A 14,158-nucleotide genomic window follows, 5' to 3' on the forward strand; every position below is an offset into this window, starting at 1 on the left:
TTGAGCCATGGCACGGCGGACCGGCCGGCCCCGGAGCCCCGCCGCCGGGCGGTCCGGGACGCGCGGCGCCCGCCCGCGCCGCCGGATCCGCCGACGGCGCACGGCCGCGCTGATCAGCGCGGCCGCGGCGTCACCAGGGGTCCTCGCGGCGGAAGAAGGCGGCGCCGGCGTGGTCGGCGCGCACCGCGCCGTACCCGGGCTTGATGACGTGGTCGATGAGCGCGAGCCGCTCGTCGTGGCCGATGAAGGCCGACTTCATCGCATTGACGGTGAACCAGCTCAGGGTGTCGAGCCCGTAGCCGAAGGCGTCGCAGAGCCGGGCGAACTCCCCCGTCATTGACGTCCGGTTGAGCAGCCGGTTGTCGGTGTTCACCGTGACCCGGAATCGGAGCCGGCGCAGCACGTCGACGGGGTGGTCGGCGAGCCGGGCGACCGCGCCGGTGGTGAGGTTGGAGGTGGGGCACAGCTCCAGCGGGATCCGCTTGTCCCGGACATAGGCGGCGAGCTGGCCGAGCTTGGCGGTGCGTACCGGGGCCCCCGGCCGCTCGCCCTCCCCGGGCTCCTCGTCCGAGAGGGCGATGTCGTCGATGATGCGCACGCCCTGCCCCAGGCGGTCGGCGCCGCACCACTGGATGGCCTCCCAGATGGAGGACAGCCCGAACCCCTCGCCCGCGTGCAGGGTGAGGTTGAAGTTCTCCCGCTTGATGTACTCGCAGGCCGAGATGTGGCGGGTGGGCGGGTAGCCGGCCTCCGGCCCGGCGATGTCGAAGCCGACGACCCCGCGGTGCCGGTAGCGGACGGCGAGGTCGGCGATCTCCAGGGAATCGGCCGCCTGGCGCAGCGCGGTGAGCAGCAGCCGTACGTCGATGGAGCGGCCGAACAGCCGGGCGCGCGCGGCACCCACGCGCAGCCCCTCCAGCACCGCGTCGACGACCTGTTCGCGGGTGAGCCCCTGGCGGGTGTGCTGTTCGGGGGCGATCTTGACCTCGGCGTAGACGACGCCGTCGGCGGCGAGGTCCTGGGCGCATTCGGCGGCGACGCGGGTCAGCGCCGCACTGTCCTGGAGCAGGTCCAGGATGGGGTCGAACCGCCGCAGGTGCTCCTCGGTCGAGGCGGCGGGGGCGGCGAACCAGTCCTGGAGCGCGCCGGGGCCGGCGGCGGCCAGGCCGGTGTAGCCGGACGCGGCGGCGAGGCCGAGCAGGGTCTCCGGGCGCACGCCGCCGTCGAGGTGGTCGTGCAGCAGCACCTTGGGCAGGCGCCGGACGGTGTCGTGGTCGAGTCGTGTCATCGTCCCCCTCGGTTCCTGGTGGATAAATTCCCCGGATTCTAGACGATCCACCGGTGACCTGCACCGGAGGCCCCGACTGCCGGGACGCTGCGTGCGCGCGGCGCCGGTCGGCGCGGCCGGGTCGGTGCGGCCGAGTCAGTGCGGCGGAGTCAGTGCGGCGGATCGTTGCGGTGGTAGGGCAACACGTGCTCCGACACCTCGGAGTGGACCCGCAGGAGCCGGGCCCGGGCGGCGCGGCGCAGGCGGCCGAGGCATTCGACCGCCGCCATGTCGTCGCCCACCAGCCCGCCCTTGGAGATCACGGGCGCACCGTCGAGCGGCCCCCCGCCGAGGATGCCGTGCACGGCCAGGGGGACGACCTCGCCGCCGACCTCGAACGCGTGCACCCCCAGTTCCTCCAGGACGCTGGAGGCGACGTCGCCGCCGGTGAGGAACAGTCCGCTGGGCAGCGCGTGGCTCCCGGCCCGCGCCTCCACCGCGTGCACGGCGCCGGCCACCAGCCCGGCCAGCCGCGCGGGCAGGGCCCGGCCCGCGTCGGCGGGCACCGCGTCGCCCGGGGCCGTCACCCGCAGGACCACCACCTCGGGGAAGCTCACGGCGATGAGGCGTTCGGCGAGGGTGTGGACCACCTCATCGGCGTGGTCGTCCTCCGGGTCGGCGAGGCGGACGGCGTCGGCGTCGACGAACCAGGCCGGCCCGGTGCGGGCCAGGGTCGCGAACTGGCGGCGGGTGAGGGCGGTGGGGCTCCCGGCGACGGCCAGCAGCGGGCCGGGCTCGCCGGAACGGCCGCGCAGCCGCAGGGCGTAGGCGAGAAGGGCGCCGGTGGGGCCGGGATCGGCCGCGACCCACACGGTGCCGTCGGCCCGGTGGACATCGGCCGCGGCGACCGCGAGGTCTTCGAGGCGCCGGTCGTCCCGGGCGTCGCAGAGCACCACGGGCTCGTCGCCCGCGCTGAGGTCGGCGGCGAGCAGGGCGGGGGTCACCTGCCGGTCGGGCACGTGCCGCACGGCCAGCGAGGTCTGGCGGGCGAGGATGTCGGCGACGCGGCCGGTGGCCATCGGGAAGAACGGGTCGCCGGCGAGTTCGGTGCTCTCCAGGGGGACGCCGTCGAGCAGCTGGACGCCGTCGACCGTGGTGCGCCCGGAGGCGGGGAACGCCGGCACCATGAGGGCGCGCACCGGGACGCGGTCGGGCACCCGCTCGCGGACCGCCGTGAGCGCGGCCTCCAGCTCCGCGCCGACGTTGCCGCGCAGGGTGGTGTCGGTGCGCTTGACGACCAGATCGACCGGCCACACGGCCTCGATGACGTCGGTGACCAGGTCCGCGGCCTGCTCGGCCGAGGCGTGCCTGCTGTCGAGGTTGGCCACGACGACGTCGTACTCGCCGGCCGCGGCGGCCACACGCTCGGGAGTCACCGTCGCCACCCGCATCCCGGCGCGCGCGAACCGCGCGCCCGTGGCATTGGCGCCGGTGAGGTCATCGGCGACGACGAGTACCTGGGCCACGGGAACGACTCCTCTGCGCAGATCGGGGCCACCCGAACGGACGGCCACCCGGCGCGGGCCGGATCACACCGCGCAGGACGACTCTCTCATCCCGGAGAGACCGGCCACACCGAGCGTGCCTGTGAGGCGCCGGCGGTGGCCGGACTGAGGAGCGGCGTGCGACCGAGGAACGAGGGAGCGCACCGCGACGAGGACTGTCTCCCCGGACTGGCTCCGCCTTGAAGGCGCCCCACAGGCCGAGCGGGGACCACGGTCACGCCCGCCTTCGCAGGCCGATCCCGGCGAGGGCGGCCGCGGCGCACAGTGCCGCGGCGTAGGCGACGACCGCGGTCCAGCCCAGGTGGTCGTAGAACAGCCCGCCCAGCCAGCCGAACGCGCTGGAGCCCAGGTAGTAGGCGAGGGTGTACATCGCGGCGGCCTGGGCGCGGGCGGTCGCGGCCCGGTGGCCGACCCAGGACGAGGCGGTGGTGTGGGCGGCGAAGAAGAACAGCGTGAAGACGACGAGGCCGGCGATCACGGCGGCGAGCGAGGGGACCAGCAGCAGGGCTGCGCTCAGGATCATCGCGGCGACGCAGGCCAGCAGGACCGGGTGGCGCCCGAAGCGCTCGATGACGCGGCCGACCGCGGCGGAGCTGACCGTGCCGGCCAGGTAGGCGACGAAGAGGAACGCCACCACGGCCTGGGAGAGGCCGAACGGCGAATCCATCATGCGGAAGCCCAGGTAGTTGTAGACCGTGACGAAGGCGCCCATGAGGAAGAGCGCCTGGCAGTACAGCGCGATGAGGCCGGGGTCGGCGACCGCTCCCCCGACCCGGCGCAGCAGCCCCGGGCCCCCGGAGCGGCGGGGGCGGGCGACGAATCCGCGCGGTCGCGGGACCGCGGCCAGGTAGACGGCGAGCGCGACCAGAGCGAGCAGGGAGTCGGCGCCGATCCCCCACCGCCAGCCGCCGATGTCGGCCACGGCCCCCGCGACCAGGCGTCCGCTCATGCCGCCGATGGTGTTGCCCGCGATGTAGACGCCGGCGACCCGCCCGAGGTGTTCGGGGGCGATCTCCTCCGCGAGGTAGGCCATGGCGACGGCGGGCACACCGCCCAGCGCCGCCCCCTGGAGGCCGCGCAGGACCAGGAGCATCCACATTTCGGGGGCGAACGGCGCGGCCAGGCCGAGGAGCGTGGAGCAGACGAGGGCCACCGTCATCACCCGGACCCGGCCGAACCGGTCGGCGGCCCCGCTCCATACCAGGACGAACACCGCCAGGCCCGCGGTGGCGAAGGAAACACTGAGCGCCGCCTGCGACGCGGAGGCGCCGAAGCCCTCGGCCAGACCGGGCAGGATGGACTGCACCGCGTACAGCTGCGCGAAGGTGGCGATGCCCGCCGCCGTCATCGCGACCACGATCCGCCGGTACCCCCGGCTTCCGGCACGGTGTCCCTGCTCGGCCCGGAGTTCGGTGGTCGTGTCGTCCATACATCCGACGTTAGACACCGCGATCCGCCGGGGCACCCCCTGGGGGGTGCGGTCTGTCCCACACCGGTGGCGGCGGGGGGCGGCGACGGGCCCGAACGGGTGGCGGGGGCCGGCGGGCGCGGGGACCGCCGGGGCCGGCCACCCCCCGGATCAGGCGCGACGCCTCAGAGGCCGACCACCTGGCCGGTGCGGGCGCTGCGGCGCGCGGCCTCGATGACCTCCAGCCCGTGGATGACCTCGTGGAGCTCCACCGGCACGGGTTCGGCCTCGCCCACGGCGTCGCGCACACCCGCGTAGAACGCGGGGTAGGCGCCGCGCTCGCTGGGAACGGTGCGCAGGCCGCCGTCGGCACCGAGGCGGCCCCACGCCGATTCCGGCTCGACCCCCCAATCGGGTGCGTCGGGGCGCTCCCCGCGGCCGAGCCGCTCCTCCTGGCCGTCGAGCCCGTCGATGGTGAACGCCGCGGCATCGCCCAGGACCCGGAAGCGCGGCCCGAGCTGGGCGGCGACGGCGCTCATCCACAGGTGGGAGCGCACGCCCGAGGCGTGGGTGAGGGCGAGGAAGGCGTCGTCGTCGGCCCCCGCTCCGGCGCGGCGGGCGTCGAGTTCGGCGTGGACGGAGTCGACGGGACCGAAGAGGTTGACCGCCTGGTCGATCAGGTGCGAGCCGAGGTCGTAGAGCAGGCCCGCACCGGTGTCGGCGGTTCCGCGTTCACGCCAGGTGTCCTTGGGAACGGGGCGCCACCGCTCGAAGCGGGATTCGAACCGGTGCACCCGGCCCAGCGCGCCGTCGTCGATCAGCTTCCAGAGGGTGAGGAAGTCGGAGTCCCAGCGCCGGTTCTGGTAGACGGTCAGGACCCGGCCGAGCCGGTCGGCCTCCGCGGCGAGCCCGCGCGCCTCGGCGGCCGTGAGCGCGAACGGCTTGTCGACCACCACCGAGAGCCCGGCCTCCAGGGCGCTGCGGGCGAGCGGCGCGTGGGTGTCGTTGGGGGTGGTGATGACGGCGATCTCGAACTCGCCGGAGCGCTGCCACAGCTCATCGGCGGACCCGAGCACCGCGGCGCCGGGATACCGCTTCCGCACCGCCGCCCGCCGCCCGGGATCCCCGGTCACCACGGCCGAAAGCCGCAGCCCCGGAGTCGCGTCGACCAGCGGGGCATGGAACACCTCGCCCCCTTTGCCGTACCCCACGACGGCGACATGCAGTTCCGGCCCGGCCTCATCCCCAGTGGTCATGGGGCAACTCTAGTCAGACGCCCGCCCTCAGCTCGTCGGCCGAATGCCCTTTGGCCGCGATGAGGCGCCGCACGTCCGCGGCGGAGACGAACACCTCCTCGCGTGCCGCCTCGGCACCGAGGCGCTCCTCCAGCCATTCCCGCATCAGTACGGTGACCTTCACCCCCCGCTCCTCGGCAGCGCTGCGGAGCCCCCGCATGACGTTGCGCGGCACCCGCAGCGAAGTGGTGACCATCGGGTTCTCCACGGCACCGTCGTTCGGGACGGATTCCGCGATCTCCTCGGAGAAGTCATGCTCATCGGCCCACGCCGCGATCTCTTCCAGCCGCTTCGGGTCCATCTCAGTTCCCCTCCACCTTTCGGAACCAGCGCAACTCCGCGGCGCTCATGTCGCGCGCGGTCGCGATGTAGGTCCGGCCGTCCATGCTCTCCGCCGCCACCACCATGATGCACCGCCCCGCGTCTGTGCGTCCGAAGACATAGCTGACGCCGCGCCCAGGTCTGCGGCGGTTCTTCCGATCGCCGAGGACGGTCTCGACCTCGTCCGGTGTGACGCAATGGCGGGCGATGTGCGCCTCTGCCTGCTCAGTCCACATGATCTCGCCAAACACAGAGTAAACGTAATGCCTTTTGCATTGCAATACCCTCTGAAACGAGAACTCGCGGAGCATCAAGATCAAGGGGGCCGCCGACCCCTCCAGGTCGGCGGCCCCCTTTCGTGTCGGCGCCCGGCGTCAGGCCGCCGCTGCGGTCTCGGCCGTGTGCGCCGGTTCCAGGGCCAGCTCCAAGACCTCGCGGACGTCGCTGACCGGGTGGACGGTCAGCTGTTCCAGCACGTCCTCGGGGACGTCGTCGAGGTCGGGCTCGTTGCGGGACGGGATGAGGACCGTGGTGATCCCCGCCCGGTGGGCCGCGAGGAGCTTCTGCTTGACCCCGCCGATCGGCAGGACGCGGCCGGTGAGGGAGACCTCTCCGGTCATCGCCACGTCGGCGCGTGCCGTGCGGCCCGACAGCAGGGACGCCAGGGCCGTCGTCATGGTGACACCGGCGCTGGGGCCGTCCTTCGGGGTCGCGCCGGCCGGGACGTGGATGTGCACGCCGCGGTCCTTGAGGTCGGCCACCGGCAGCTCCAGCTCCGCCCCGCGCGAGCGCAGGTAGGAGAGCGCGATCTGCGCGGACTCCTTCATGACGTCGCCGAGCTGGCCGGTGAGGGTCAGCCCGCCGGCGCCGGACTCCGCGTCGGCCAGGGACGCCTCGACGAACAGCACGTCGCCGCCCGCCCCCGTGACCGCCAGGCCGGTGGCCACGCCGGGCACCGCCGTGCGGTCGGCGGACTCCGGGGTGTGCTTGGGCCGGCCGATGTAGTCGGACAGGTCGCCCGCGCCCACCGTCACCGGCAGCTCCCGGTCGCCGAGGGCCACGCCCGCGGCGATCTTGCGCAGCACCCGGGCGATGGTCCGCTCCAGGCCGCGCACCCCCGCCTCGCGGGTGTACTCGGCGGCGATGCTGCGCAGCGCGTCGTCGCCGAATCCGGCCTCGCCGGAGTCGAGCCCGGCCCGCTCCAGCTGGCGCGGGAGCAGGTGGTCGCGGGCGATGACGACCTTCTCGTCCTCGGTGTAGCCGTCCAGGAGCACGAGCTCCATCCGGTCCAGCAGCGGGCCGGGAATGGACTCCAGGGCGTTGGCGGTGGCCAGGAAGACCACGTCGGACAGGTCGAGGTCGACCTCCAGGTAGTGGTCCCTGAAGGTGTGGTTCTGCGCCGGGTCGAGAACCTCCAGCAGGGCCGCCGTGGGGTCGCCGCGGAAGTCGCTGCCGACCTTGTCGATCTCGTCGAGCAGCACGACCGGGTTCATCGACCCGGACTCCTTGATCGCGCGGACGATGCGGCCCGGCAGCGCGCCCACGTAGGTGCGCCGGTGGCCGCGGATCTCGGCCTCGTCCCGGACGCCGCCCAGGGCCACCCGGGTGAACTTGCGGCCCATGGCGCGCGCGACGGACTCCCCCAGCGAGGTCTTGCCGACACCGGGCGGGCCGACCAGGGCCAGCACCGCTCCGCTGCGCCGGCCGCCGACGACGCCGAGCCCGCGCTCCTCGCGGCGCTTGCGCACCGCCAGGTATTCGACGATGCGCTCCTTGACGTCGTCGAGCCCGGCGTGGTCGGCGTCGAGCACGCCGCGCGCCTCGGCGATGCCGTAGGCGTCCTCGGTGCGCTCGTTCCACGGCATGTCCAGCACGGTGTCGAGCCAGGTGCGGATCCAGCCGGACTCCGGCGAGGAGTCGCCGGCGCGCTCCAGCTTGTCGACCTCGGCCAGGGCGGCCTTGCGGACGTGGTCGGGCAGCTCGGCCAGCTCCACGCGTTCGCGGTAGTCGTCCTCCTCGCTGCCCGGCTTGCCGTCGAGCTCGTTGAGCTCCTTGCGGATCGCGTCCATCTGGCGGCGGAGCAGGAACTCCCGCTGCTGCTTCTCGACGCCTTCCTGCACGTCCTGGTCGATGGTCTCGGCGACGTCGAGCTCGGCGAGGTAGTCGCGGGTCCACTCGGTCAGGAGCCGGAGCCGTTCGGTGACGTCGTAGGTCTCCAGGAGCTGGAGCTTCTGGGCGGTCTTGAGGAACGGCGAGTAGCCGCCGCGGTCGGCCAGCCGCCCCGGGTCGTCGAGCTGCTGCACACCGTCGAGGACCTGCCAGGCGTTGCGCTTCTGGAGGTAGGTGGTGAGCAGGCCCTTGTACTCGCGTGCCTGTTCGAGGACCTTGCCCGGGTATCCGCCTTCGGGGGCCTCGTCGGTGTGGGTCTCGGCCGAGACCCACAGGGCCGCACCGGGGCCGGTGGTCCCGCTGCCGACGCGGGCGCGGGCGGCGCCGCGGACCACCGCGGCGGGCTCGCCCTCGGGGGTGCGCCCGACCTGCTCGATGACGGCAACGGTGCCGAAGGGGGCGTAGGTCCCGTCGATGCGCGGGACGATCAGCACGCGGGGCTTGGTGGTGGAGCGGACACCGGGGACTCGGGCGCCGGGGCCGCTCGCCTGCGCCGCGTCGATGGCGGCGCGGACCTCGGAATCGGAGATGTCCACCGGCACGACCATGCCGGGGAGCACGACGTCGTCGTCGAGGGGCAGCACGGGCAGCGTCACAGTGGACTGCTCTTCGGTCATCGGACCCTCCTTGTTGAGTCACTAACACTCAATAAAGAAGAGTCCCCGTTTGTTCCGCGTTCCCCGTTCGCCGTCAGCGATCGCCGGAGTTCCCGTCCGGGCACCGAGAACGGAGACCGTGACGCAACCGTTACGGGGGGAATCCCGGCGAACCGTGGACACTGAGCGACAAAGGAACTTCCATCGGTGAAATCACCGGTCTATACCAGTACCGGTCACCGCTGGAGGTGCGCGTATGCCCCTGTCCATGCCACCACCCCGCCTCTCCTCGCCCCTCGCCGCCTGCCTGTCCCTCGCCCTGCTCACCTCCGGCTGCGCCTACCTGCAAGGCGGCGGAGGGCAGGTGGCCGACCCCGATTCCCCCGCCTGCGCGCCGTTCCGCCAATGGCAGGACACCGGGGGCGGCCGGGTCGAGGTCTACGCCTCGCTCCGCGACGAGGTGGGCGAGGCCATGCAGGCCGCATGGGACGACTTCGCCCGCTGCACCGGGATCCACATCTCCTACGAGGGCACCGGGGAGTTCGAGGCGCAGATCCAGGTCAAGATCGCCGGCGGCAACGCCCCCGATGTCGCCTTCTTCCCCCAGCCCGGCCTCCTGGCCCGCTTCGTCGAATCCGGCGACGCGCTCCCCCTGCCCCCGGGGGCCGCCCAGCGGGCCGAGGAGGGCTGGACCGAGGACTGGCTGGACTATGTGGAGCACGGCGGGGAGCTGTACGGGACCCCGCTCGGCGCCAACGTGAAGTCGATCGTCTGGTACTCGCCGCGGTTCTTCGCCGACAACGGCTATGAGATCCCGGAGACCTGGGACGACATGATCGCCCTGAGCGACCGGATGGCCGGCGACGGCGTCACCCCCTGGTGCGCCGGCATCGAATCCGGCGAGGCCACCGGCTGGCCGGTGACCGACTGGCTGGAGGCCGCGGTCCTGCGCCAGTACGGGCCCGAGGTCTACGACCAGTGGGTGGCGCACGAGATCCCGTTCGACGACCCGAGGATCACCGGGTCCCTCGACCGGGTCGGCGAGATCCTGCGCAACCCCGACTACGTGGGCGAGGTGCAGTCCATCCTCACCACCTCCCAGCAGGACGCCGGGCTGCCCCTCCTCGACGGCGGGTGCGGCATGTACATGATCGGCTCGTTCTACGCCTCGAACTTTCCCGAGGGGACCGACATCTCCCCCGAGGGCGACGTCTTCACGTTCGACCTGCCCGAGATGAACCCCGACGTCGGCCGGCCCGTGCTCGGCGGCGGCGAGTTCGCCGCGGGCTTCGCCGACCGCCCCGAGGTGGTCGCCTTCCAGGAGTACCTGGCCACCGTCGACTACGCCGACCGCCGCGCCCGGGCCGGCGCCTGGTTCTCCGCACACGTCGACAGCGACCTGGACGCCCTGCTCAACGCCAACGACCGCTTCGCCGCCGAACTCCTGCGCAACCCCGACACCGTCTTCCGGTGGGACGGCAGCGACAACATGCCGGCCGCCGTCGGCTCGGGCACTTTCTGGCGCGGGATGACCGACTGGGTCAACGGCGACGACACCGGTGACGTCGCCGCCTACGTCGAGAACTCGTGGCCGGTCTGATGGGCGTCGACGTGCAGGCCGCGCTGCCCAAACTCCTCTACCTGGTCATCGCCGTCGCGGTCTTCCTCGCGGTGATCGGGCTGCTGCTGCTCATCGTCGACCGCGGCCCGCGGAGCCGGCACGACTGGTGGCAGGCGGCCTGCTTCGGCGGCCCGGCCCTGGTGCTGCTGGCGACCGGGCTGGTCTATCCGGCGGTGCGCACCGCGCTGCTGTCCTTCCGCGACCGTGCCGGGGAGGCGTGGGTGGGACTGGACAACTACGCCTGGATGTTCACCCAGCCCGAGACCCTGCTCGTACTCCGCAACACGCTGCTGTGGGTGCTGTTCGCCCCCGCGCTGGCCACGGCGATCGGGCTCGTCTACGCCGTGCTGGTGGACCGGTCGCGCTACGAGGCGGTCGCCAAGTCGCTGCTGTTCATGCCCATGGCGATCTCCTTCGTCGGCGCCGGAATCATCTGGCGGTTCGTCTACGCCTACCGCCCCGCCGACAGCGAGCAGATCGGCCTGCTCAACCAGCTCGTGGTCTGGGCCGGGGGCGGGCCGCGGCAGTGGCTGCTCGACGAACCGGCCAACACCCTTCTGCTCATCGTGGTCCTGGTGTGGATCCAGGCGGGCTTCGCGATGGTCGTGCAGTCGGCGGCGATCAAGGCCGTCCCGGCGGAGGTCGTGGAGGCGGCCCGGATCGACGGGGTGACCGCCTGGCAGATGTTCTGGCGGGTCACGCTGCCCGTCATCTGGCCGACCGTGGCGGTCGTGCTGATCACGATCTCGGTGGCGACGCTGAAGGTCTTCGACATCGTGCGCACCATGACCGGCGGCCAGTTCGGCACGTCGGTGATCGCCAACGAGATGTACGCCCAGGCGTTCCGCTACGGCGAGCTGGGCCACGGATCGGCGCTGGCCGTGTTCCTGTTCGCCCTGGTCACCCCGTTGGTCTTCATCCAGATTCGCAACCGCAGGGAGGCGCGATGACCGCCACCGAGACCTCCGCGGGCCGGGTCCGGCGCCGCCTGTCGGGACGCGGCGGCAGCATCGCGGCGCTGGTGATCGCCGTGGTGTGGACCGTGCCCACCGCCGGCATGCTGGTGTCGTCGCTGCGGCCCGAGGAGCAGATCCGCACCACGGGCTGGTGGACGTTCTTCTCCGCGCCCCGGCTGACCCTGGACAACTACACCGAGGTGCTGTTCGGCGGGCCGGCCTCCGGACGGCTGGCCGGGTACTTCGTCAACTCGTTCGTGATCACGCTGCCGACCGTGGTGTTCGACGTCGCCCTGGCGGCGCTGGCCGCCTACTGCCTGTCGTGGATGCGGTTCCCCGGCCGCGACTGGATCTTCATCGGGATCTTCTCGCTCCAGATCGTGCCGCTGCAGATGTCGCTGGTCCCGCTGCTGGGGCTCTTCTCCGAGGGCCTGGCCATCGGCGGGGTCCAGGTCATGCCCGCCTGGGAGCTGCTGGGGGCGTTCCAGTTCACCACGGTGTGGGTGGCGCACACGGTCTTCGGCCTGCCCCTCGGCATCTTCCTGCTGCACAACTTCATCTCCCGGCTGCCGCACGGGCTGATCGAGGCCGCCCGCGTCGACGGCGCGGGGCACGGGGTGATCTTCCGCAGGATCGTGCTGCCGCTGTCGGTCCCGGCCCTGGTGTCGCTGGCGATCTTCCAGTTCCTGTGGGTCTGGAACGACCTGCTGGTGGCGCTGATCTTCGCCGGGGGCGGCATCGACGTCGCCCCGCTCACGGTCCGGCTCGCCGAGATGGCGGGGCCGACGGGCGAGGACTGGCACCGGCTGACCGCGGGTGCGTTCGTCTCGATCGTCGTCCCGCTGATCGTGTTCTTCTGCCTCCAGCGCTACTTCGTGCGCGGCCTGCTGGCCGGCGGCATGAAGGGCTGACACCGGGAACGGTGCGCCGGCGGGGCGCGCACGCCGCGGATGGCGAGCGCGCCCCGCCGCCGCCTCAGCGCACCAGCCCGGCGCGGTAGGCGATCACCACGAGCTGGGCCCGGTCGCGCGCCCGCAGCTTCACCATGGCCCGGCTGACGTGCGTGCGCGCCGTGGCCGGGCTCACGAACAGCCGCTCGGCGATCTCGGCGTTGGACAGCCCCTCGCCGACCAGCGCCAGCACCTCGCGCTCGCGTTCGGTCAGCTCCGTCAGGGCCGGGCGCGCGGCCCCCTCCCCGCCGGGCGCGCGGCTCACGAAGCTGGAGATGACCCGGCGCGTCACCGACGGCGACAGCAGGGACTCGCCCGAGGCGGCGAGCCGGATCGCGCGCAGCAGCTCCGCGGGCTCGCTGTCCTTGATCAGGAACCCCGACGCTCCGGCGCGCAGCGCGTCGAACACGTACTCGTCCAGCTCGAACGTCGTGAGCACCACCACGCGGGTCGACGCCAGCCGGTCGTCGGCGGCGATCTCGCGCAGCGCGGCGATCCCGTCCATGACCGGCATGCGCACGTCCATCAGCACCACATCGGGGTGCTCGCGGCGGACGAGCTCCACCGCCTCGCGTCCGTCGGCGGCCTCGCCGGCCGCCTCCAGGTCGTCCTCGGCCTCCACGAGCACGCGCAGGCCCATGCGCACCAGCGCCTGGTCGTCGGCGATCGCCACCCGGATCGTCACCGCTCCCCCCGCGGCAGCTCGGCGCGGACCGCGAACCCGCCCCCGGGACGCGGCCCGGCGGTCAGGGAGCCGCCGACCGCGCGGGCGCGCTCGCGCATCCCCGCGATCCCGTTGCCCTCGGCCGGGACCTGCCCCGGACGCGCGGGCCCGTCATCCGTTATCTCCACCACGACCTCCGCGGGCCGGTAGGTGACGAGTACGGCCGCCCCGGCGCCTCCGGCGTGCCGCACCACGTTGGTCAGGGCCTCCTGCACGATCCGGTAGGCCGCGTGGTCCACCGCCGCGGGCAGCGGCCCGGGCTCCCCTTCGGTGCGCGCCTCGGCGGTCCGGCCCGCCGAGGCGACGCCGGACACGAGGTCGTCGAGGCGGTCCAGTCCTGGAAGCGGCTCGCGCGGCCGGTCGGACCGGCCTTCGGGGTCGCGGAACACCGCGAGCGTACCGCGCAGCTCCTCCAGCGCGTCCTTGCTCGTCTGCCGGATCGCCTCAAGGGATGGCTCGATGCGGTCGGGCCGCTTGTGCAGGACGTGCAGGGCCACCCCGGCCTGCATGTTGATCACCGACAGGCTGTGTCCCACGACGTCGTGCACCTCGCGGGCGATGCGCAGCCGCTCCTCGTAGGCGAACCGGCGCAGCTCCTCGTCGCGTTCGTGGCGCGCGGCCTCGCGGCGCGAGCGGACGATCACCCCGAGCGCCGCCGGGACGCTGAACAGCGCCGCGCCGACCCCCAGCCCCAGGTAGAGGTCGAGGTCGTAGACGCCGAAGTAGGGCCGGTCCAGGTAGCCCACGAGGAACATGGGCAGCGCGACCGCCGTCCACGGCGCCCACGCCCGCGGCTGGTAGAGCGACGCCATGGTGTAGGTCAGCACGATGGGACCGAGCAGGACGGGCCCGAAGAACCCGCCGATCAGCAGGAAGACGGTCATGGCGGCCACCGAGGCGACGAACGCCGCGCGCGGGCGGATCCGGCGGACCATCACGGCCGCGACCACCACCCAGATCGCCGCGTACGCGGCGATCGGCAGCGGCTCGGCGTCGGTCCGGAACTTCGGCGGCTGATCGGGGGTGCCCGGACCCGCGTGCCAGGCCGGGGGGAAGGGCCCGGAATCGGCGGTCTGGAACTGCGCATGGGCCACGCCGAGCGCGAGGAACGCGATGGCCAGGCCCAGCGGCACGTCCAGCGCGAGCAGGCGTAACAGGCGTCGGTCCCGGCGGCTCACCCTCCCGACACTAGCCGCCCGGCCGTCGCCCCGGCGTCGGCTCAGGCGCGTATCGGGTCTGATGCCGCGCGCGTAGCGGCGAAGCCGCCGCCGGGGCGACGACGCGCG

Annotated in this window: 12 protein-coding genes; 3 read left to right on the top strand and 9 right to left on the bottom strand. The window is 73.2% G+C overall.

Features of this window, described 5'->3' with window-relative positions; translation table 11 throughout:
- Positions 1-130: 130 nt before the first annotated feature.
- The 7 genes from ACFO4E_RS00510 to lon all read right to left on the bottom strand — a co-directional run bounded on the left by ACFO4E_RS00510 (position 131) and on the right by lon (position 8,642).
- Positions 131-1,288 carry an adenosine deaminase gene (locus tag ACFO4E_RS00510; RefSeq protein ID WP_378570387.1) on the bottom strand — a complete coding sequence of 386 codons (1,158 nt, stop codon included), beginning with the start codon at positions 1,286-1,288 and terminating at the stop codon, positions 131-133.
- A 149-nt stretch (positions 1,289-1,437) separates the two neighbouring features.
- A complete protein-coding gene (locus ACFO4E_RS00515; protein WP_378570389.1) occupies positions 1,438-2,793 on the bottom strand; it encodes a four-carbon acid sugar kinase family protein in 1,356 nt (451 codons plus the stop codon).
- Positions 2,794-3,046: 253 nt separating this feature from the next.
- A complete protein-coding gene (locus ACFO4E_RS00520; RefSeq protein ID WP_378570391.1) occupies positions 3,047-4,261 on the bottom strand; it encodes an MFS transporter in 1,215 nt (404 codons plus the stop codon).
- Between the two features lie 164 nt (positions 4,262-4,425).
- On the bottom strand, positions 4,426-5,496 hold the full coding sequence (locus ACFO4E_RS00525) for a Gfo/Idh/MocA family oxidoreductase (protein ID WP_378570393.1): 1,071 nt from the start codon (positions 5,494-5,496) through the stop codon (positions 4,426-4,428).
- A 13-nt stretch (positions 5,497-5,509) separates the two neighbouring features.
- On the bottom strand, positions 5,510-5,836 hold the full coding sequence (locus tag ACFO4E_RS00530; RefSeq protein ID WP_378570395.1) for a hypothetical protein: 327 nt from the start codon (positions 5,834-5,836) through the stop codon (positions 5,510-5,512).
- 1 nt (position 5,837) lies between these two features.
- Positions 5,838-6,107, bottom strand: a complete 270-nt coding sequence (locus ACFO4E_RS00535) for a hypothetical protein (protein WP_378570397.1) — start codon at positions 6,105-6,107, stop codon at positions 5,838-5,840.
- 123 nt (positions 6,108-6,230) lie between these two features.
- On the bottom strand, positions 6,231-8,642 hold the full coding sequence (gene lon, locus ACFO4E_RS00540; protein ID WP_378570399.1) for an endopeptidase La: 2,412 nt from the start codon (positions 8,640-8,642) through the stop codon (positions 6,231-6,233).
- 235 nt (positions 8,643-8,877) lie between these two features.
- Between lon and ACFO4E_RS00545 the strand changes: the two genes are divergently transcribed.
- The 3 genes from ACFO4E_RS00545 to ACFO4E_RS00555 are packed head-to-tail and all read left to right on the top strand — an operon-like array spanning position 8,878 to position 12,109.
- The gene (locus ACFO4E_RS00545; protein WP_378570401.1) at positions 8,878-10,221 is read left to right on the top strand and encodes an ABC transporter substrate-binding protein; all 1,344 of its coding nucleotides are present in this window, start codon (positions 8,878-8,880) and stop codon (positions 10,219-10,221) included.
- Positions 10,221-11,192, top strand: coding sequence for a carbohydrate ABC transporter permease (locus tag ACFO4E_RS00550; protein WP_378570910.1), 972 nt, complete (start codon positions 10,221-10,223; stop codon positions 11,190-11,192). The genes ACFO4E_RS00545 and ACFO4E_RS00550 overlap by 1 nt, the downstream gene beginning before the upstream one ends.
- Complete coding sequence (locus ACFO4E_RS00555; protein ID WP_378570403.1) at positions 11,189-12,109, top strand: carbohydrate ABC transporter permease; 921 nt, start codon at positions 11,189-11,191, stop codon at positions 12,107-12,109. The genes ACFO4E_RS00550 and ACFO4E_RS00555 overlap by 4 nt, the downstream gene beginning before the upstream one ends.
- A gap of 64 nt (positions 12,110-12,173) precedes the next feature.
- Here the strand turns inward: ACFO4E_RS00555 and ACFO4E_RS00560 are convergent, their stop codons facing one another.
- Positions 12,174-12,833 (bottom strand): response regulator, encoded by a 660-nt coding sequence (locus tag ACFO4E_RS00560; RefSeq protein ID WP_378570405.1) that lies wholly within the window; start codon positions 12,831-12,833, stop codon positions 12,174-12,176.
- Positions 12,830-14,050: a sensor histidine kinase gene (locus tag ACFO4E_RS00565; protein WP_378570407.1), complete on the bottom strand. Its 1,221-nt coding sequence runs from the start codon at positions 14,048-14,050 to the stop codon at positions 12,830-12,832. Before ACFO4E_RS00565 ends, ACFO4E_RS00560 begins: the two co-directional genes overlap by 4 nt.
- Positions 14,051-14,158 lie beyond the last annotated feature (108 nt).

Origin of the sequence: Nocardiopsis mangrovi, from assembly GCF_042653925.1 — a bacterium.
Classification (GTDB): Bacteria; Actinomycetota; Actinomycetes; order Streptosporangiales; family Streptosporangiaceae; genus Nocardiopsis_B; species Nocardiopsis_B mangrovi.